The sequence below is a fragment of the Novosphingobium mississippiense genome (genome assembly GCF_044029535.1).
Lineage (GTDB): Bacteria > Pseudomonadota > Alphaproteobacteria > Sphingomonadales > Sphingomonadaceae > Novosphingobium.
In genome coordinates this window covers 2,813,639-2,832,458 of record NZ_CP147001.1, presented here as the reverse complement: position 1 = coordinate 2,832,458, position 18,820 = coordinate 2,813,639, and the positions used below count along the sequence as shown (strand labels likewise).

The 18,820-nt window shown below is 65.7% G+C and carries 26 protein-coding genes; 19 read left to right on the top strand and 7 right to left on the bottom strand.

Translation table 11 applies throughout. The annotated features are described in order from the left end of the window. Positions 1-91: 91 nt before the first annotated feature. The 4 genes from WBP06_RS13390 to WBP06_RS13375 form a co-directional block, all read right to left on the bottom strand. Positions 92-859 (bottom strand): hypothetical protein, encoded by a 768-nt coding sequence (locus WBP06_RS13390; RefSeq protein WP_395328591.1) that lies wholly within the window; start codon positions 857-859, stop codon positions 92-94. 115 nt (positions 860-974) lie between these two features. Then, a complete protein-coding gene (gene gmk / locus WBP06_RS13385; RefSeq protein WP_395328588.1) occupies positions 975-1,628 on the bottom strand; it encodes a guanylate kinase in 654 nt (217 codons plus the stop codon). Between the two features lie 86 nt (positions 1,629-1,714). Continuing rightward, positions 1,715-2,257 (bottom strand): hypothetical protein, encoded by a 543-nt coding sequence (locus tag WBP06_RS13380; protein WP_395328585.1) that lies wholly within the window; start codon positions 2,255-2,257, stop codon positions 1,715-1,717. Between the two features lie 33 nt (positions 2,258-2,290). After that, positions 2,291-2,794: an SspB family protein gene (locus WBP06_RS13375; protein WP_395328582.1), complete on the bottom strand. Its 504-nt coding sequence runs from the start codon at positions 2,792-2,794 to the stop codon at positions 2,291-2,293. A gap of 308 nt (positions 2,795-3,102) precedes the next feature. Between WBP06_RS13375 and hisB the strand changes: the two genes are divergently transcribed. From hisB to WBP06_RS13290, 17 genes are all read left to right on the top strand, one after another. Then, positions 3,103-3,705: an imidazoleglycerol-phosphate dehydratase HisB gene (gene hisB, locus WBP06_RS13370; protein ID WP_395328579.1), complete on the top strand. Its 603-nt coding sequence runs from the start codon at positions 3,103-3,105 to the stop codon at positions 3,703-3,705. Further along, a complete protein-coding gene (locus WBP06_RS13365; protein WP_395328577.1) occupies positions 3,705-3,998 on the top strand; it encodes a YciI family protein in 294 nt (97 codons plus the stop codon). The genes hisB and WBP06_RS13365 overlap by 1 nt, the downstream gene beginning before the upstream one ends. Then, positions 3,995-4,618 carry an imidazole glycerol phosphate synthase subunit HisH gene (gene hisH, locus WBP06_RS13360; RefSeq protein WP_395328574.1) on the top strand — a complete coding sequence of 208 codons (624 nt, stop codon included), beginning with the start codon at positions 3,995-3,997 and terminating at the stop codon, positions 4,616-4,618. Before WBP06_RS13365 ends, hisH begins: the two co-directional genes overlap by 4 nt. Positions 4,619-4,762: 144 nt before the next feature. After that, a complete protein-coding gene (gene hisA, locus WBP06_RS13355; RefSeq protein ID WP_395328571.1) occupies positions 4,763-5,491 on the top strand; it encodes a 1-(5-phosphoribosyl)-5-[(5-phosphoribosylamino)methylideneamino]imidazole-4-carboxamide isomerase in 729 nt (242 codons plus the stop codon). Next, a complete protein-coding gene (locus tag WBP06_RS13350; protein WP_395328569.1) occupies positions 5,488-5,733 on the top strand; it encodes a hypothetical protein in 246 nt (81 codons plus the stop codon). Before hisA ends, WBP06_RS13350 begins: the two co-directional genes overlap by 4 nt. Positions 5,734-5,737: 4 nt before the next feature. After that, positions 5,738-6,499 (top strand): imidazole glycerol phosphate synthase subunit HisF, encoded by a 762-nt coding sequence (gene hisF / locus WBP06_RS13345; protein WP_395328566.1) that lies wholly within the window; start codon positions 5,738-5,740, stop codon positions 6,497-6,499. 166 nt (positions 6,500-6,665) lie between these two features. Next, entirely contained in the window at positions 6,666-6,830 is a 165-nt protein-coding gene (locus tag WBP06_RS13340; RefSeq protein WP_395328563.1) for a PEP-CTERM sorting domain-containing protein, read from the top strand. Positions 6,831-6,878: 48 nt separating this feature from the next. After that, on the top strand, positions 6,879-7,223 hold the full coding sequence (locus WBP06_RS13335) for a phosphoribosyl-ATP diphosphatase (protein ID WP_395328561.1): 345 nt from the start codon (positions 6,879-6,881) through the stop codon (positions 7,221-7,223). A 19-nt stretch (positions 7,224-7,242) separates the two neighbouring features. Next, on the top strand, positions 7,243-7,620 hold the full coding sequence (locus WBP06_RS13330) for a histidine triad nucleotide-binding protein (RefSeq protein WP_395328558.1): 378 nt from the start codon (positions 7,243-7,245) through the stop codon (positions 7,618-7,620). 171 nt (positions 7,621-7,791) lie between these two features. Beyond that, the gene (locus WBP06_RS13325; protein WP_395328556.1) at positions 7,792-8,292 is read left to right on the top strand and encodes a YbgC/FadM family acyl-CoA thioesterase; all 501 of its coding nucleotides are present in this window, start codon (positions 7,792-7,794) and stop codon (positions 8,290-8,292) included. Next, positions 8,289-8,999: a protein TolQ gene (gene tolQ / locus WBP06_RS13320; protein ID WP_395328553.1), complete on the top strand. Its 711-nt coding sequence runs from the start codon at positions 8,289-8,291 to the stop codon at positions 8,997-8,999. Before WBP06_RS13325 ends, tolQ begins: the two co-directional genes overlap by 4 nt. After that, the gene (locus tag WBP06_RS13315; RefSeq protein ID WP_395328550.1) at positions 8,999-9,463 is read left to right on the top strand and encodes an ExbD/TolR family protein; all 465 of its coding nucleotides are present in this window, start codon (positions 8,999-9,001) and stop codon (positions 9,461-9,463) included. Before tolQ ends, WBP06_RS13315 begins: the two co-directional genes overlap by 1 nt. A gap of 15 nt (positions 9,464-9,478) precedes the next feature. After that, on the top strand, positions 9,479-10,444 hold the full coding sequence (locus WBP06_RS13310) for a hypothetical protein (protein WP_395328547.1): 966 nt from the start codon (positions 9,479-9,481) through the stop codon (positions 10,442-10,444). Beyond that, positions 10,441-11,865, top strand: a complete 1,425-nt coding sequence (gene tolB, locus WBP06_RS13305; protein WP_395328544.1) for a Tol-Pal system beta propeller repeat protein TolB — start codon at positions 10,441-10,443, stop codon at positions 11,863-11,865. Before WBP06_RS13310 ends, tolB begins: the two co-directional genes overlap by 4 nt. A 194-nt stretch (positions 11,866-12,059) precedes the next feature. Continuing rightward, positions 12,060-12,548, top strand: a complete 489-nt coding sequence (pal, locus tag WBP06_RS13300; RefSeq protein ID WP_395334158.1) for a peptidoglycan-associated lipoprotein Pal — start codon at positions 12,060-12,062, stop codon at positions 12,546-12,548. Positions 12,549-12,681: 133 nt separating this feature from the next. After that, on the top strand, positions 12,682-13,218 hold the full coding sequence (locus WBP06_RS13295) for a J domain-containing protein (protein ID WP_395328541.1): 537 nt from the start codon (positions 12,682-12,684) through the stop codon (positions 13,216-13,218). Positions 13,219-13,356: 138 nt separating this feature from the next. Continuing rightward, positions 13,357-13,878, top strand: a complete 522-nt coding sequence (locus WBP06_RS13290) for a GNAT family N-acetyltransferase (RefSeq protein WP_395328538.1) — start codon at positions 13,357-13,359, stop codon at positions 13,876-13,878. A gap of 70 nt (positions 13,879-13,948) precedes the next feature. Here WBP06_RS13290 and infC read toward each other — a convergent pair whose 3' ends face one another. Next, positions 13,949-14,470 (bottom strand): translation initiation factor IF-3, encoded by a 522-nt coding sequence (gene infC / locus WBP06_RS13285; RefSeq protein ID WP_395328535.1) that lies wholly within the window; start codon positions 14,468-14,470, stop codon positions 13,949-13,951. A gap of 242 nt (positions 14,471-14,712) precedes the next feature. Continuing rightward, positions 14,713-15,405 (bottom strand): ligase-associated DNA damage response endonuclease PdeM, encoded by a 693-nt coding sequence (gene pdeM, locus WBP06_RS13280; protein WP_395328532.1) that lies wholly within the window; start codon positions 15,403-15,405, stop codon positions 14,713-14,715. 59 nt (positions 15,406-15,464) lie between these two features. On the opposite strand from pdeM, the gene hemF reads away from it, so the two are divergent. Then, the gene (gene hemF / locus WBP06_RS13275) at positions 15,465-16,331 is read left to right on the top strand and encodes an oxygen-dependent coproporphyrinogen oxidase (protein ID WP_395328530.1); all 867 of its coding nucleotides are present in this window, start codon (positions 15,465-15,467) and stop codon (positions 16,329-16,331) included. A gap of 41 nt (positions 16,332-16,372) precedes the next feature. Here hemF and WBP06_RS13270 read toward each other — a convergent pair whose 3' ends face one another. Further along, positions 16,373-18,109 carry a transferrin-binding protein-like solute binding protein gene (locus WBP06_RS13270; RefSeq protein ID WP_395328527.1) on the bottom strand — a complete coding sequence of 579 codons (1,737 nt, stop codon included), beginning with the start codon at positions 18,107-18,109 and terminating at the stop codon, positions 16,373-16,375. A gap of 249 nt (positions 18,110-18,358) precedes the next feature. On the opposite strand from WBP06_RS13270, the gene WBP06_RS13265 reads away from it, so the two are divergent. Continuing rightward, the gene (locus WBP06_RS13265; protein WP_395328524.1) at positions 18,359-18,817 is read left to right on the top strand and encodes a hypothetical protein; all 459 of its coding nucleotides are present in this window, start codon (positions 18,359-18,361) and stop codon (positions 18,815-18,817) included. Positions 18,818-18,820: the final 3 nt, after the last annotated feature.

Genomic DNA, 18,820 nt, shown 5'->3' with positions numbered 1-18,820 from the left:
GAAAGTATCTTCGCCCGCGCGCCTAGAGCGTGCGGGCGGGCAGGACAAGCAGGAAGGGCGCAGGAGCTATAAGCGAAGCGTCCGGAAACGATCAGGGGGCCGGGGCTAGCTTGGCCGAATCGATATGCCAGCGCAGTTGCGCGGCCGACGCGCCATCCACGTCGTTCACCCGCCGCACCACGTAGGTGCCGCGAAAACGCTGGTGCGTGCCGTTGTCCAGGGTGGCGTCCACGGTTACCGGCACCGGCTGGTAGATCGATCCCGCCCCGGCATCGCCCGGCTGCAGGGTGCCGATGACGACATGCGTGGCGCGGGTATGCGCGAAGCCGGCGCGGAATTTCTCCGGCGTCTGGTTCGGCGGACCATTCTCGCCCCATTGCTGCCAGGCCGTGTCGAAATCACGGGCGTTGAGCGCGGAATAATAGCGCTGCACCACGGCGGCGGCCGCTTCCTTGCTGCGCGGGTCGGGCTTGCAGCCGGCCATCGGCTTTTCATCGGGGCCGGCCATCGCGCAACTGCGCGCGATCTCGTCCTCGATCATCGCGCAACTGTTGGCGACGTTGCAGGGCGGGTGCGTGGCGGGCGAGACGTTGCGGCACAAGTCCGCCCGCTTCTGCGCGGCGGTTGCGCCGATCTCGTCCGCGCAGGAGAGCGGACTGGTTGCGGCTGCCAATGAGGGCGTGGTGGCAGGGGCATCCGGCATTTCGCTGGCGACCTGCTGCGTTACAGCCTCGGTGGTGGCGGAATTGTCCGGCTTGTCTGTCGCGGCTTGCCGATCGTGCGAAGGGCCGCAGGCCGCGATGGCCAGCAGGCCGAAGGCGGACAGTGCGCAAGCGAAAGGTCTGATTGTCGCGGTCATCGGTCTCTCCCCGTCCCGAATAGGGTCGGGGGCGACTGGCTGGGGTCGCCCCCTTGCCGGACTCTACGCGCGAAACCCGCAGCGGTGCCCGGAAAGGGGCGAAAAAAACCGAAAATCAGGGCGTCATCAACTCACGGACGAAGCCGATCAGGCCGGTCTGGCGGGCGCGGCGCATCCGTTCGGCGGCCAGGATCTTCTTCACCTTTTCGAAGCAGGCCTGGATATCGTCGTTGACCACTACGTAGTCGTACCCGTCCCAGTGGCTGATTTCGGAGCGGGCGCGTTCCATCCGGGCGGCGATCACGTCCACGCTGTCCGTCCCGCGCCCGGTCAGGCGGCGGCGCAACTCGTCGATGCTGGGCGGCAGCAGGAACACGCGCACGACGTCGCGCTCCAGCTTCTGGTAGAGCTGCTGGGTGCCCTGCCAGTCGATGTCGAACAGATAGTCCTCACCGTCCTTCAGGCCCGCTTTCACGTGCGCCTTGGGGGTGCCGTAGGAATTGCCGAACACGGTTGCCCATTCCAGGAACTCGCCCTCTTCCGCCATGCGGTCGAACTGCGCCTGGCTGACGAAGAAGTAGTCCTTGCCGTCCACTTCTCCGGGCCGGGGCGGGCGCGTGGTGCAGGAAACCGAGTTGCGGATATGCGGATCGTGTTCCAGCAACATGCGCGAGATCGTCGTCTTGCCCGCACCCGACGGCGAGGACATGATCAGCATCAGGCCGCGCCGGGCCAGCGCATCTGCGGGATTTTCGGGAGAGTTGACCATGTGCCCCGATGCCGATGCGCGCCGCGCAAATCAAGAGGGCAGGTGCACATCACGGGAAACTGCGTAGATTGCCCGCGGTTCGGGCGTCAGCCTTCGGCGCCGTCCTTGGCCATATCGTTCAGCTGCTTCTGGCCGTTGGCCTTCGCCTTGCGGGCGCGCGACCGGTCATAGAGCGTCTTTGCCGCCAACCCGCCGACCACCATGATGGCGCCGGGCACCGAAGTCAGCGCCACGCGGGCCAGCACGCCATGGGCCAGCGATTCGCCCAGCGAACGGCCCTTGAGGATCGCGGTGGCCTTGCGCGGGGCATAAGACTTGCCCAGCAGGGCGTGCTCCACCGCGCGCCGCGCGATGGCGGCGCCGCCGCGCAGGGCAATGTCGGCAATGACCAGATTGGTGGCGGAATTGGGGCTGGGGCCGTGCAGATCGGCGGCCTTTCCCTTGATCCGGGCCTTCACCTTGGCGGCGCGGCCCTTGGGCTTCGCCGCTTCAGGTTGCGCGGGATCGGGAAGCGCAGGAACGGCGGCTTCGGCCATGGCCGCCAGCCGTCCCTGTTTATCCTGGCGCCCCTGCTTATCCTGGCGTCCCTGTTCGTCCTGGATCGCCCGCTGAAACTTGCCCAGGGCCATAGCCGTTACGCTTTCCCGGGCAGCTGGGCCCGCCTACTTCTTCTTGCCGAAGTCGACCGAAACGACGTTCGAGCCGTCTTCGCTGGGAGTAATGCGCGAGGCCACATCGCGTTCCGCGTCGTTGCCGGGCTCGGCGGCCAGTTCCTCTTCCAGTTCGTCGTCCGAAATGGCCTGGAACTGCAAACCGAAGTCCACCGCCGGATCGACGAAGGCGGTGATCGCGGAGAACGGGATCACCAGGTTCGACGGGCGCTGGTTGAAGCTGAGGCTGACGGAAAAGCCCTCCTCACCCACCGCAAGGTCCCAGAACTTGTTCTGGAGCACGATCGTCATCTCGTCCGGAAAGCGGGTGCGCAATTCGACGGGAATCGAAACCCCCGGCGCTCCGGTCTTGAAGGTGATGTAGAAGTGGTGGCCGCCCGGCAGGTTGCCGCCGGAAGCTTCCACCTGGCCCAGTACGCGGCCGACGACGGCGCGCAGGGCCTCCTGGACGATCTCGTCGTAGGGGATCAGGCTGTCTTGAGGCGTATCGTTCATCGCGCCCTAGGTGCTTGCGCAAGACCTGCCGGTCAAGCGGGTTCGGCGATAAAATAGCATGACCGGGCGTGTTTTCCCTAGGTCGTTTTGAAGTGCGGCCGGTTCGAAATCGCGATTTTCGTCTGATTTCCGGCTTGGACCGCGACTCTTGCGTGCTTGTCTTAGGTGTAAATCCCGATGCCGCGTGTCCATGGGCGCGCAGGGCTTGGAACGAGGGGCATCAGCCGCCGGGCGCGAACGAAGATTGCTCGCCCGCCATGCAACGCGCACAATTGATTCCGCGCGATAGAGGTCTATAGGCCCTTGCCATGCGCACCGCCTCGATCAATCGCAAGACCCACGAGACCCAGATTGCGGTCTCGGTGAACCTCGACGGCACCGGGAGCTATGACGTCTCCACCGGTATCGGCTTTCTCGATCACATGATCGAGCAGTTCTCGCGCCATTCGCTGATCGACATCACCTGCCATATCCAGGGCGACCTGCATGTGGACCAGCACCATACGACCGAGGACAGTGCGATCGCCATCGGCCAGGCGATCAGCCAGGCGCTGGGCGACAAGGCGGGCATCGGCCGCTACGGCGACGTGCATTCGCCGATGGACGAGGCACTGAGCCGCGTTTCGCTGGACATTTCGGGCCGCCCCTATTTCGTGTGGAAGGCCGGTTTCACGCAGGACAAGCTGGGCGAATTCGATACCGAACTGGTCGAACACTGGTTCCATTCGATTTCGCAGGCCGTGGGCATCACCCTGCACATGGAACTGCTCTACGGCACCAACAACCACCACATCTGCGAAGGGCTGTTCAAGGGCTTTGCCCGCGCCATGCGCACGGCGGTGGAGCTTGACCCGCGCAAGGGCGGGGCGATCCCTTCCACCAAGGGCATCCTCGGCGGAGATACTCTCTGATGGCACTCTTCATCTTCTCGCTTCGCTATATCGCCCCGGTCGAACAGGTCGACGCGCTGCTGGACGACCATGTCGCATGGCTGCGCACCCACCATGCCGCGGGCCGCTTCGTCGGCTGGGGCCGCAAGGTGCCGCGCGATGGCGGGATCATCCTGGCCAAGGGCGATAGCCGAGAGGCGATGGTGGCGCTGGCCGCCAGCGATCCCTTCGTGGCCGGCGTCGTGGCCGAGGTGGACGTGATCGAATGGGCGCCGGGCTTCCTGGACGACAGCGTGGCCGGTCTCGCCGGATGACATTGGCGCTGATCGACTACGGCGCGGGCAATCTGCATTCGGTGGCGAACGCACTGCGCGCCGCCGGGGCCGGAGACGTGGCGATCACCGCGAATCCCGATGTGGTGCGCGCGGCGGACCGCATCGTGCTGCCGGGCGTCGGCTCGTTCCGCGCCTGCGCCGAAGGGCTCTGGGGCATTCCCGGCATGGTGGAGGCGATGAACGAACGCGTCCATGTGGGCGGCGCGCCGTTCCTGGGCATCTGCGTGGGCATGCAGCTTCTGGCCACGCGCGGGCTGGAACACGGCGTGACCAAGGGGCTGGACTGGATCGGCGGGCAAGTCCAGCTGATCGAGCGCACCGACCCCGCGATCAAGATTCCGCACATGGGCTGGAACGACGTCTCGCTGGGCCGCAAGAATCCGGCGCAGGGCCTGATCGACGCGGGCGAGGCCTATTTCCTGCACTCCTTCCACTTCCAGCCGGACGATGGCGCGCATGTCGCGGCGATGACCGATCACGGCGGCGGCCTTGTCGCCGCGGTGGCCAGGGACAATGTCGTGGGCGTGCAGTTCCACCCCGAAAAGAGCCAGGCCTACGGCCTTGCGCTGCTGTCGCGGTTCCTGGAATGGAAGCCGTGAGCGCGGCGCGCCGCTCCCCGTCCCAATTCACGTCATCCCCGCGCATGCGGGGATCCCGCTTCCTTCTGCTCTCGTCGTGCTCCGCCGCCAGCGGGGCCCCCGCCTTCGCGGGGGCGACGAAATAGTCTACGTCAGGATCGCCAGATGATCGTATTTCCCGCCATCGACCTCAAGCAGGGGCAGGTCGTCCGCCTTGCCGAAGGCGACATGGGCCGCGCCACCGTCTATGGCGACAACCCCGCCGCGCAGGCCATGCTGTTCGCCGAGGCGGGATCGCAATATCTCCACGTCGTCGATCTCGACGGCTCCTTCGCGGGCCGGGCCGAAAATCGCGAGGCGGTGGAGGCGATCCTCGAAGTGTTCCCCGGCCACGTGCAGCTGGGCGGCGGCATCCGCACCCCTGAAGCGGTGGCCGGCTGGTTCGCACTGGGCGTCAGCCGCGTGGTCATGGGTACCGCGGCGCTGAAGGATCCGCAGTTCGTCAAGGACATGGCCAGGGAATACCCCGGCGGCATCGTCGTCGCCGTGGACGCGCGCGACGGCATGGTCGCGACCGAGGGCTGGGCGGAAGTGTCCGACGTTTCGATCGTCGACATGGCCCGCCGGTTCGAGGATGCCGGCGTTGCCTCGCTGCTGTTCACCGACATCGGCCGCGATGGCCTGCTGAAGGGCGTGAACATCGACGCCACCGTCGACCTCGCCCGCCGCACCGACCTGCCGGTGATCGCATCGGGCGGCGTGAAGGGGCTGGACGATATCCGCCTGCTGGCACTGCATGCGAATGACGGGATCGAAGGCGTGATCACCGGCCGCGCGCTCTATGACGGCCGCCTGGATCTCGCCACCGCGATCCAGATGGCCGAACGCGCGTGAACGAAAACCGCCTCGTCGCGGTTCTGGCGATGGTGGTGCTGGTGCCCAGCGCGCTCTGGGCGCTGCGCGACTTTCGCGAGGGCAAGGCACGGCTGCTGCTGTTCAGCCGCGCGCGGTCGAAAGTGGAAACCTCGCTGGCCGACAATCCGCGCAAGTTCTGGGGCTATTCGGCGTTCAACCTTGCCGTGTGCCTGACGCTGGGCGCATTGTGCGTGATGCTGTTCTTCAAGCCGGTAGAGTGAAGCCATGACCGTAAGAATCCGCGTCATTCCCTGCCTCGACGTCCGCGACGGGCGCGTGGTGAAGGGCGTCAACTTCGTGGACCTGATCGATGCCGGCGATCCGGTCGAACAGGCGCGCGCCTATGACAAGGCCGGCGCGGACGAGTTGTGCTTCCTGGACATTTCGGCCAGCCACGAAGGGCGCGGCACCTTGCTCGACGTGGTGCAGCGCACGGCGGAAGTCTGCTTCATGCCGCTCACCGTGGGCGGCGGCGTGCGCACGGCGGAAGACGCCCGCGCGCTGCTGCTGGCGGGTGCCGACAAGGTGGCGGTGAACTCCGCCGCCGTCTCGCGCCCCGAAGTGGTGGCGGACATTGCCGAGAAGTTCGGTTCGCAGTGCATCGTCGCCTCGGTGGATGCGCGGCGGGTGGCGCCGGGCAAGTGGGAGATCTTCACCCACGGCGGCCGCAAGGCAACCGGGATCGACGCACTGGAACATGCGGTGAAGCTGGCAGACTATGGCGCGGGCGAACTGCTCGTCACCTCGATGGACGGGGACGGCACGCAGAACGGATACGATCTGGCGTTGACCCGCGCGATCGCGGAATCGGTGTCGATCCCGGTGGTCGCCAGCGGCGGGGTCGGCAATCTCGATCACCTCGTGGCCGGGGTGACCGAGGGCAAGGCGAGCGCGGTGCTGGCGGCATCGATCTTCCACTTCGGCAAGCACTCGATCGCCGAAGCGCACGCGGCGCTGCGCGCGGCGGGCCTGCCGGCGCGGGGGTAGCATCCTTCAGTCGTAACCTTCGTTAAAAACCTGCCCCGTAACGGGACGCGCCCAGTTGCCGGCTTGCCGGTGGGGGTGGCCTGCCCGCAAAGGGAAAACACCAGTCGGAACTGCCGGAGTCGCCCCCTTGCTCCTCCCACTACCTTCTTCGTCGCCATCGCTGCGGATGCCCTGGATCACGGGCCTGCTCGTCGCTGCGCTGGCGCCGGTCCCCGCGCTTGCGGCCGACGCCACGGTGCTGCCGGAGCCGAGCGGCGCGGTGCTGCTGGGCATCGGCGTGGCGGGCGTGTGGATCGGACGCCGTTTCTCGCGCGGGAAGCGCGAGGACTGACCGGCTCCCGCTTGACCCGGCGGCTGCGCTTGCGCATGGCTGCGGGCGATGAGCACTTCCGAAACCCCACCATCGTCGGACACCCTGGCCCGCCTTGAAGCGACCATCGCTGCGCGCCGCGATGCCGATCCGGCCAGCAGCTACGTCGCGAAGCTCCATGCCAAGGGTCTGGGCAAGATCGCACAGAAACTGGGCGAGGAAGCGACCGAGACGATCATCGCTGCGCTGTCGGAAGACGGGAAGGCGCTGACCGGTGAGGCTGCGGACCTGATCTTCCACCTGATGGTGCTGCTGGGTGCCCGCAATGTGCCGTTCAGTGCCGTTCTGGACGAACTGGACCGGCGTGAGGGCGTATCGGGCATTGCCGAGAAGGCAGCCCGTCCCCAAGACTAAGAAAAACGCGGAGATTTTGATGCCGATCGATCCCAGAGAGCCTTACGACGACAACAACATCTTCGCGAAGATCCTGCGTGGCGAACTGCCCTGCGGCAAAGTCTACGAAGACGAATTCGCGCTCGCTTTCAATGACATACGGCCGCAGGCTCCGGTCCACGTGCTGGTGATCCCCAAGGGCCGCTATGTGTCGTGGGACGATTTCACCACCACCGCCGACGATGCAGAAATCGCCGGCTTCATGCGCGCGGTGGGCAATGTCACCCGCCAGCTGGAACTGGACGGGCCGGGCTATCGCTTGCTCGTCAACATGGGCACCAACGGCCATCAGGAAGTGCCGCATCTGCATGTCCACATCTTCGGCGGGCGCCAGTTCTTCCAGATGATCGCGGACTGAGGTCTTCCCGCCGCGCAGTCCGGCCGGGCCGGATTTGCCGGCGATCCGCCCAGTTTTTGGGGGATAACCGCGGGATTTGCCCCGATCCCGCGCCGTCATGTCGGCAATTCTCCCCGTCAGGACCCGACGAGGGTTTGCACGTCCGGTCGCTGCCGTTACACAACCCGCGCAATGAGCGACGACCTACCCTCCACGGATCCCCGGCCCCAGAGCGGCAGCTTCGACGGCCCGGTCCACCGCTATGCGCTGCGCGTGTTCTACGAGGATACCGACGCGGGCGGGGTGGTCTATCACGCGAATTACATCCGCTGGTTCGAACGCGCGCGATCGGACCTGCTCGACCTGCTGGACATCGACCAGCGTGCCGCGCTGGAATCGGGTGCGGGGCTCTACACCGTGGCGGAAGTCAATATCCGCTACCTTTCGCCCGCCCGCCTGGGCGACGGCGTGGTGATCGATACCGAAGCGGTGCAGGTCGGACGGGTCAGCTGCACCCTGCGCCAGACCGCGCGACGCGGAAAAATCCGCCTTGCCGAAGCCATGGTAAAGGTCGGGTTCATCAGTCCTGATGGACGACCGCGCAGACAACCCGAGGCCTGGCAGCAGGCCTTCAAGACCATCCTCCAAAGCTCCTCGCAGGACCTCCAGCCCGGCCCGGAAGGACAAGAATGACTTTCGAAATGCTCGCCTCCGCCATCTCCATCGGCAGCGATTCCAATCACCTGAACCCGATCGAACTGTTCCTTCACGCCGATATCGTCGTGCAGGCAATCATGGGCGGACTGCTGCTGGCCAGCCTGTGGGTCTGGACGATCATCATCGGTTTCACCCTGCGCATGGGTTCCGTCTCGCGCACGTCCGAGGATTACGAGGAGGGCTTCTGGGAGGCCCAGAATTTCGAATCCTATCAGAAGGATCGTCGCCGTGGCGACGTTCCGCTGGGCAAGGTGGCCGGTGCGGGTCTGGCCGAATGGCGCCGCAATGCGGCGATGAAGCAGATCGACCCGGAAGGCGCGCGTGAACGCATTGCCATGGCCATGAACTCGTCCGTGGGCGAAGAGGCGGACAGCCTGTCCAACCGCCTGAACTTCCTGGCGACGGTCGGTTCGGTTGCCCCGTTCGTGGGCCTGTTCGGCACCGTCTGGGGCATCATGAACAGCTTCTTCCAGATCGGCCAGCAGCAGAATTCCTCGCTCGCGGTCGTCGCGCCGGGCATTTCGGAGGCGTTGTTCGCCACCGCCATCGGCCTGTTCGCGGCGATCCCGGCGGTCATCGCCTACAACCGCTTCTCGCACCGCGTGAACCTGTTCGAATCGCGCATGCAGCGCTTCGCCGACAAGCTGCACTCCGCGCTCACGCGTGAGCTGGAGCAGCGCTGATGGCGATGGGAATGTCCGGCGGAGGAGGCAGGCGCGGCGGCCGACGCGGTCGTGCCGGCAGCCGCACGCCGATGGCCGAAATCAACGTGACCCCGCTGGTCAACGTCATGCTGGTGCTGCTAATCATCTTCATGGTCACTGCGCCGCTGATGAAGGCGGCGGTGCCCGTGGACCTGCCGGATAGCCGCGCGCAGGCCATGAACGACGAGAGCGACCAGCTGACGATCTCCATCAAGCGCGACGGCACGGTCTTTTACGAGACCGAGGCGCTGGCGCCGGGCGAACTGTCCGAACGTCTCGCAGGGGTTCCCAATGCTGCCGATGGCCACAAACCGCAGGTTACCCTGCGCGCGGACAAGTCGCTCGATTACGGCCGCGTGATCGAAGTCATGGGCGAACTCAATCATGCCGGTTTCACGTCGATCTCGCTGGTGACGGGTGTCAGCGGCGGTTCAGGCGGCTGAGCTAGGCTGATCGCGATGGCAACTCAGCGACTACGCAAGGAAGAGGGGCTTGGCCTCGCGGTGGCGCTTGCGCTGCATGCGGGGCTTCTGGTCCTGCTGCGCATGCACACGGGTGAGCCGCCTGTCATTACGCCGCCGCAGCGGATCGAAGTGACGTTGAGCGACGATGTCGGCCTGACGTCCACCTCGCCCAATCCCAACGAACAGGCCGCGCCCGATATCGCGCCGGAACTGGGCGAGGCAGTGCCGGCTCCGGCGCCCGAACCCGCGCCGGCTCCGGAACCGATCCCCGCGCCGGCACCCAAGCCGGTCCCGCAGCCCAAGCCGGTGCCCCCGGCGCCGGCCCCCAAGCCCGCGCCGGTCCCCCGGCCGGTGCCGAAGCCGGTTCAACAGCCCGCACCCAAGCCCGCACCGGCACCGCCGGCCAAGCCCGCTCCGAAGCCGGCGCCCAAGCCTGTTGCCAAGCCGGCTGCCCAGACGCCGCCGCGCAAGAGCCCGATCGACACCCTTCTGGCGGGTACCGAGCGTTCGGCGAATACCGCCACGACGCCGTCCGCCCAGCCGAAGAAGGCCGGCGGATCGAAAGTGGGCGCGGACTTCCTCGCCGGCGTTTCAGGGGCAACCAGCAACCAGGGCAAGGGCGCGCCCGCCGCCGCCGTCGGGCCGCAGGTCCGTTCCGCGCTGTCGGGTGCGATTACCCGCCAGCTCAAGCCGCATTGGAATCCGCCAGACGGTGCCGATGCGGATCAGCTGGTAACGATTCTGTCGTTCAACCTGAATCCGGACGGCAGCCTTGCCGGCAAGCCCACCGTTGTGCGTCAGATGGGCATCACCGATGCCAACCGTGCGCAGGCGCAGCGCCATGCCGAACAGGCGATCCGGGCCGTGCAACTCGCTTCGCCTTTCAATCTCCCCTCGGAATACTACGATTCGTGGAAACGCGTCTCGTCCTTCCGCTTCGACTTGAGGCTTTCGCAATGACTTCTCGTCCCCTTAGGTTCGTCCTGTCGTTCGCCCTGGCTTCGGCCGCGCCCGTCTACGGCGTCTATGCGCAATCGCAGCCGGCGCCGGCGCAGCCCGTGCCTACCCAGCCTGCTCCCGCTCAGGGGGATCAGGGCCTCGATGTGGATGATGGTGGCCTGACGGGCTCGGTCTCGGCCGATGGCGCCTGGCAGGATCTTGGCATCGCGATCACCAATTTCGCGACCGACAACGACGTGCCGACCAGCACCAATGCAGGGTCGACTGCCGCGCTGGGCCGTGCGCTTTCGCAAGTGGTCGCATCGGACCTGCGCAACAACGGCCTGTTCAAGCCGTCGGGCCCCGATGGTCTGCCGCAGCCGGCCTATCCGCAGGTGCAGGCGCCGGACTATCCCACCTGGACTGCGCGTGCCGCCAACATGCTGGTGCAGGGCTACGTCCGCGCGGGCGCCGATGGCAACCTGACGATCGGCTGCTACCTCTACGACGTCCAGCTGAAGCAGCAGCTGGTCAAGGGCGGCTGGCAGGTGGGCCCGGCGGACTGGCGCCGTGCCGCGCACAAGTGCGCGGACATGGTCTATTCGCGCCTTTCCGGCGAAAGCCCGTTCTTCGATTCGAAGATCGCCTACATCGCCGAGACGGGTCCGAAGGACCACCGCATGAAGCGGCTGGCGATCATGGATTCGGACGGCGCCAACCACCGCTACCTGACCAGCGGACAGGCGACGGCGCTGACGCCGCGCTATTCGCCGGACTATTCGAAGATCCTCTACCTGTCCTACCTCAACGGACAGCCGAGCATCTACGTCTATGACCTGGCCAGTGATTCGCAGAAGCTGATCGCCCGCACCGGCGCGCCGACGATGGCGCCGCGCTGGTCGCCCGACGGCAAGTGGATCCTCTATTCGATGTCCACCGGCGGCAATACCGACATTTATCGCATCTCGTCCAACGGCGGCACGCCCGCGCGCCTGACCAACACGCCGGGCATCTCGATCGGCGGCTCCTATTCGCCGGACGGCAACCAGATCGTGTTCGAGAGCGACCGTTCCGGTTCGCAGCAGGTCTACGTGATGAATGCGGACGGTTCGAACCAGCGCCGCATCAGCTTCTTCGGCGGCCGTTCGGCCACGCCGGAATGGAGCCCGCGCGGCGACCAGATCGCCTTCACCCACATTGCCGGCAACTTGCGAATCGCGGTGATGAGCCCCAGCGGCGGCGGCATGCGCTACCTGACCAATTCGTGGCAGGATGAGGCGCCGACGTGGTCGCCGAACGGACGCATCGTCCAGTTCTTCCGCACCGAGAAGACTTCCGGCAAGTCGTCGATCTGGCAGGTGGACCTTACCGGCAAGAACGAACGCAAGTTGCCGACCCCCGTCGGCGCTTCGGATCCGGCCTGGGGCCCCGTTCGCCCCTGAGCCATTCTTTCGCTGTAACCTGAACGCTGCCGGCCCCCGGTCGGCAACCGTTCAGGTTGACAGTGTTTACAATTACACGGAACCTCAACAGACGCAGGCCATTTAATGGCTGCGCACCACAGGAGATTGCCTCAATGCCTGCCCTCATGTCCCCCCTCCCGCGCAAAGCCGGATACGTGAAGACCGGAACGACAATGCTCCTCGTCGCCGGCGCGCTGGCCGTGTCGGCATGCGGCACCAAGGCGCCCAAGCAGCTTCCGCCCGAGCCGGGCCCGGCCACGACCACCCAGGGCCCCGAGCAGCCGACCGGCCCCGTTGCCGGCAGCCAGGCCGACTTCGTGGCCAAGATGATGGGTTCGGACACCATCCACTTCGCGCTCGATCGCTATGACATCGACGCCGAAGACCAGGCCGCGCTGTCGAAGCAGGCGCAGTGGCTGATGCAGTACCCGAACAAGCGCGCCACGATCGAAGGCCATGCCGACGAACGCGGCACGCGCGAATACAACCTTGCGCTGGGTGAGCGCCGCGCCAATGCGGCCAAGAACTACCTCGTCAGCCTGGGTGTCGACGCCGCGCGCCTCAACACCGTCAGCTACGGCAAGGAACGCCCGATCGCGCTCGGCTCGGACGAGGCGGCATGGGCGCAGAACCGCCGCGCGGTGACCGTCACGATCGACTGATCGCCATCGGTTCGATGAATTTCGAAAAGGCCCGGTTCGCAGCTGCGAGCCGGGCCTTTTCATTTTTGACGCTTTTGCGGTGCGCCCAGTTGGGGCTTGCAATGGTTTCGAGTCGGCAGGTATCGGCGGTCGAATGAGTCGCGCTGGTCGTTCCATGGACTGGGGGTTTCCGCGCTGGCGCAGCTATGGCAGCTCGCGCGAGGCGGCAGAGGTGCGCCTGTGCGATCGGCACGGCTGCAACGAACCGGGCGATTGCCCCGCTCCCAAGAGCCCGAACAGCCCCGATCGCTGGTATTTCTGCCAGAAGCACGCCGCTGAATATAACGCCGGGTGGGACTACTTTGCCGGCCTCGATGCCGAGGAAGCGGCCCGGCGTGAGGCGGAAGAACGGTCCGAGGCGGAAGGCTACAAGGAATCGGCGCATTATGGCTGGGGCGGTTCGGGGGACGGCACCCGCAGCCGGGACGAGTTGCGCGCGCTGGAAGCGCTGGGCCTCGATCCCGATGCGGATTTCGACGCCGTCCGCAAAGCCTGGCGCATGAAGGCCAAGGAAGTCCACCCCGATGTGAAGCCCGGCGATGCCGAAGCGGCGAAGGCTTTCCAGACCTATCAGTTGGCCTACGAAGTCCTGCGCGCGGCAGAGGAACGCCGCGAGTGGAAGGGGCGCTGAAGACCCGCTGATGGTCTGTAGGCACGGGGTGTAGCGCAGGGCACCGGGAGGCAGGGCACTGGGACGCGCGGCACTGGGACGTTGCCCGCGGGGGTAACGCCGTCTAGGCATCCGATCCCGCCCGTCAGGAGCCCGATCATGCAAATCCGCGTCGCCGTCAAAACCGATCTGCCAGCCCTCCATCCCGTTATCGAACGCGCTTACCGGGGCGACAGCGCGCGGGCGGGCTGGACTTTCGAATCCGACTTGCTGGATGGCGAGCGGACCGACCTGGCTGAACTTGCGGCGATCCTGGAAAGCCCGGCAGACCGGCTGTTGGTGGCGCTGTCCGATGAAGGCGCGCCGATCGGGTGCGTGCAGGTGACGGACCGGGGCGATGGGCTTTGCTACCTCGGCCTGCTCTGCATCGATCCGCTGCTGCAGGCCGGCGGTCTGGGTCGGGCGATGATTGCCGCAGCGGAAAGCCTGGCGCGCGATGTCTTCGGCGGGCGTGCCATGGAAATGACGGTGATCGACCGGCGACTGGAACTGATCGCCTATTACCAGCGGCGCGGCTACGCGCTGACGGGCGAGAAGCGGCCTTTCCCGATCGTGCTGGATCCGCCGTTGGCAATGGTGGTGCTGGAAAAGCCGCTGCTGCCGGAAAATCTTCCCGGCTGAGTGCCGATACGACAAAGGGCGCGCCATGCGGCGCGCCCTTCGTATGTGGCCATGCGATGTGCCGCTGCGCTTACTTGGGCGACAGCACCATCAGCATCTGGCGGCCTTCCATGCGCGGATAGGCTTCGACCTTGGCGATCTCCGCCACGTCTTCCTGCACGCGGCGCAGCAGGTTCATGCCCAGCTGCTGGTGCGAAAGCTCACGACCGCGGAAGCGCAGGGTCACCTTCACCTTGTCACCATCCTCGATGAAGCGGCGGACGTTGCGCATCTTCGTATCGTAGTCGTGGTCATCGATGTTCGGACGCATCTTGATCTCCTTGATCTCCTGCGTCTTCTGGGTCTTGCGCGCGGCATTGGCCTTTTTCTGGGCCTCATACCGGTACTTGCCGACATCGAGGAACTTGCAGACCGGCGGATCGGCGTTGGGCGAGACCTCAACCAGGTCAAGGCCGACTTCGGCCGCCTGCTCGATTGCCTGGCGCGTGTACATCACGCCGATGTTCTCGCCGTTTTCATCGATCACGCGGACCTTGTCCGACTGGATCATGTTATTGAAGCGCGGTCCACTCTTGACCGGGGGCGTCATCATACGCCGGGGTGGGGGTGCTATATGCGTTCTCCTGAATCGCTTCTGTAAATCGGGTGCAATTGCGGGCGTCATTAATGCGAATCGCGTCGACACGCAAAGGCCGATTTCACTGAAATCTACAGGACGCCACTACCGTATGAAACGGTCCATGCGGATATAGGAAGTCAGGGGCCGTTTGAAAATGCCCCGGAAGCGCATTTCCGGTATCGCGAAATTCGCGTTCAGCGAAATTCCAAGGGGGCTCAGGCGGCCGATCGCCAGAGGGGGTAGCGTACAAGCCGGTCCTTCGCGGCGACCAGCGCGTCGATCTCATTGGCGGGTTGCAGGGCTTTCAGGATGGCGGGATCGGCGGCGTCCATGCCGCCCGTCAGCGCGCCAAATGCCGGTAGAATCAGCCGGTTTCCGCCATGCACCACGCAAGGCCGGGCAATGCGGCGGCCGCGCGCGTGGACGATCAGGCGGGGGTGGTAATGACCGGACAGTTCGGGCTCGGCCGTGCCCGGCTTCGCTTCATGACGCAGCATGATCCCCGCAACCGCGATTTCCTCCACTCGCGTGCCGCCCGCCTCGCTGCCCATATGCGGATCGTGATTTCCGGTGATCCATACCCAGTCGAGCGCATGGGTGAGGGCGGAGAGCATACCCGCGGTATGCGGATCGAGTCGGCCCGTTCCCGCGCTGTCGTGGAAATTGTCCCCCAGGGCATAGACGCGCCGGGCACCCGTCTGCCGCACGGCCAGGGCAAGCCGTTCCAGCGTTTCGCGGCTGTCGTAGGGTGGCAGCATCTGGCCGGTCTTCGCGAAGAAGCTGGCCTTTTCCAGGTGCAGGTCCGCCACCAGCAGTGCCTGTTCGCGCGGCCAGTAGAGCGCCGCCCCGCGCCCGGCCGGGGCGGGCACCATGCGCATCTCCTGCGCGCAGAACGAAAAGGGAACCATGGCTTTCCCTTGCCGCAGCCCGTCCGTTTTGGCAAGCGCCCCGCTGAAGGGGAGATTGCATGACCGACTGGACCGCCCAAACCGAACGCGCCCGCGACTGGTTCGAAACCCTGCGTGACCGGATCTGCGCCGAGTTCGAGGCGATCGAGCGCGAGGCAGGCTCGGCCGCGACGTTCGGCTACACGCCGTGGCAGCGCGCGGCCGTCGAAGGCGGTGAAGAGGGCGAGACGGGAGGCGGCACCCGCGGCCTGATGAAGGGCAAGGTGTTCGAGAAGGTGGGCGTCAACGTCTCCACCGTGGTCGGATCGCTGGCGAAGGATTTCGCCGGCACGATCAACGGCGCCTCGGCCGAGCAGAACGCCTTTTCGGCGACCGGCATCAGCCTTGTCGCCCACATGGCCAATCCGCACGTGCCGGCGGTGCACATGAACACCCGCTTCCTGACGACGACCAAGGCCTGGTTCGGCGGCGGGGCGGACCTGAACCCGCCGATCCCCTATGACGAGGACACGGCCGAGTTCCACGCCGAACTCAAGGCCGCCTGCGATGCCCATGGCGACAATTACTACGAGCGCTACAAGGCCTGGGCGGACGATTATTTCTACATCCCGCATCGCAAGATGCATCGCGGCGTCGGCGGCATCTTCTATGATCACCTGGAGTGCATGGACGAGGCGGCGTGGGAAGCGAACTTTGCCTTCACCCGTGCGGTGGGCGAGGCGTTCCTGGCGGTTTTCCCGCGCCTGGTGCGCCGCCGCATGGGCATGGAATTCTCGACCGAGGACAAGGCGCGCCAGCTTGAATGGCGGGGCCGCTATGCCGAATTCAACCTGGTCTACGACCGGGGCACGCTGTTCGGCCTGAAGACCGGCGGCAATATCGACGCCATCCTGATGAGCCTGCCGCCAGAGGCGACCTGGAGCTGAGAGACGCCCGGCCGTTCAGGACGAACGGCCGGGCGCTCGGATTACTTGCGCGCCGCTGCGGCGACGCCCATGATCGAGACGGCCTCGGCACCGCCTGCTGCGGGCGTGTTGACGTGGAACGGCGCGACGATCTCCTGCCCATCCGGACCATAGAAGGTCGCAGCGATGCCGCCGTAGGATCCGTCCGCGCGGCCGACGTTGCCGGCCATCGCCCAGTTCCACGATGTGATCGTGCCGTTGACGTCGAAGGTGCCAAAATCCCTGGCCGAGCCGGTCGTCTGTTCTTTGCCGTTCAGTGCCAGCGCGCCGGTAAATGCCATGGCATCGAAGTCCACGGTGAACTGCGAGGTTCCCTTCACGTCGTAGCGGGTGCCGACGTTGATGTTGCTGCCGGTGCCATAGGCGATTCCTTCGTAGCTGGCCTTTCCGGTCTTGGCGTCAAGCAGGCCGGCCGGCGTTGCGAAGCCATAGCCGAAGTAATCGTCGACGGCCGATCGGCTGACGCCGACGGGTATCGTCGTGGACCAGTGGCCGAAGCTGGCATAGGTCAGCGCCAGTTCGGTGTTCGACGATCCCGGCTTGTAGAGTTCCAGCGTCATGTCCTGGCTGTCGTAGCTGCTGGAGAACGTCTTGCGGTAGGCTGTGAAGTTGGGATCAGTGCTCGCCACCTTGTCGGCGATGGTCAACTGGCCGCCGTAAAGTGCGGATGTCGAAGATCCGATATTGAACGTCTCGGAATTCTGCCAGGTCAGATGGCCGACGCCGAATTCGTATTGCGTGTAGAAATACTGCTCTTTGTGCATGTTCGTGAGCGACAGGTTCTCGCTCGCGGCGTTGCCCGTGACCGCGCCGATGAACGCGCCGCTGGCGGAGAGGCCGTCGGCGTTTTCAGCCTGGAACGATCCGCCCAGCTCTTGCCCGTTGGGGCCGTAGAAGCGGCCGTCAACCGTTCCGCTGGAACGCCCGTAGGAACTGCCCAGAATGGCATTGCCCGAAAACGTGCCATCGCCTGAACCCATCTTGCCTGCGGATGTCAGTTCGATCCCGCCGCCCGAAACGCCGGCATCGCTGACAAGGCTGTATTCGCTGAGCCATGCATGGCTGGAAAAAACGCCCTCGCCGAAATCGACGTTGAAGGTGCCGCTGCCCTGGGTGCTCATGGGCTCCTCGCCGGGTTTGGTGACGAGGCCGAACACGTCCATGGAATATTCGGCGGTGCCGGTGCGCGGCACGGCGGCGCCGGCCGTGGCAAGGCCGTACGTGAACACGGTGAAGTCCATGTCCTGGTTGTTGCCGGTCGTCAGGTTGTGCTGCCAATAACCGAGGCCGACGTAGCTGTGCGGGGTGGTGTTCGTATAGCCGGTGCGGGTCAGCGTAAGGCGGTCGTTCCCGTCAGTGGCGCTTTTCGAATAGTTGGTGTCGTAGGCATCCTGGCTGGAGACGTCCGCCGGCAGGAACGTCTGCGAACGGCCGTTGGCGCTGACGGTGTAGCCGTTAGTCTTCGCGTCGTACGCGATCGACACGGCGGCCTTGTCGGCGGAGCCGCTGATCCCGGTCCTGGTGACGAGATCGAACGTCGCCTTCACGGCTGCCGCGTCGTTGGCGAAGCTCTGGCTGGCCTTGAGATCGGCAAGGGTGGTGTTTGTCGGCGCCGGAGTGGGCGTTGGCGTGGGTGTCGGGGTGGGCGTCGGCGTGCTGGCGACCGAGCCTCCACCGCCGCCACAGGCAGACAGCATCGCCGCCAGCACGGCGCTGGTCAGCAACATCCGGTATTTCATGTAAAATTGCCCCCGATTCAACGTAGTCGACCTGCGGCTATTGGGAGTGCCGGGCACGGGGTCAAGGTGCGGGCTGCGACTTTCGGACGCTGGCCGATTAAAAGTCTGAAGCAATCGTTTTCGGCGGGATGCGCTCAGGTTCTCCGGTCAGGTCATGGCCGACGACGTAAACCGGACTGGAGGTGTTCGCCCGCCAGCAGGGGCTGGCCGTCTAGGGATTTTCCCCCGAGGCGTTCCGGGCTGCCCCCAATGGGCCCGCACCCGATTCGCTTCCACCATCGTTACTACAATGACCCCGCGCTGGGCGGGCAGGAGGCAGTGATGCGCGATCCGTCCTGGAAGGTATTCGCAGGTGCCAATGCTTTGGTGTTGGGCATGGCCGTGGTGTCCAAGGCCTGGAGCCAGGATCCCGCGCCGCCACCGCCCGCGCCGCCCGCAGCGGCCATGGCACCGGACGCGGATGCGCGCGATCAGGTCGTCCAGGTCTGCATGGCCGAAGCCAAGACGCGCGGCGCGAAGCTGGGTGCGGTGGATGTCAGCATGCGCAAGGTGGAGGATACCGACAAGAAAAGTGACGGGCGGGCATCCCTGCGCGCGCAAGTCGATGTCGCGCTGCGCCAGAAGGACGGGACGATCAAGACCAAGAAGCGGACCATCAAGTGCGACACGCGCCACGGCGTCGTGACCGCATTCACCTACAGCAACTGACGC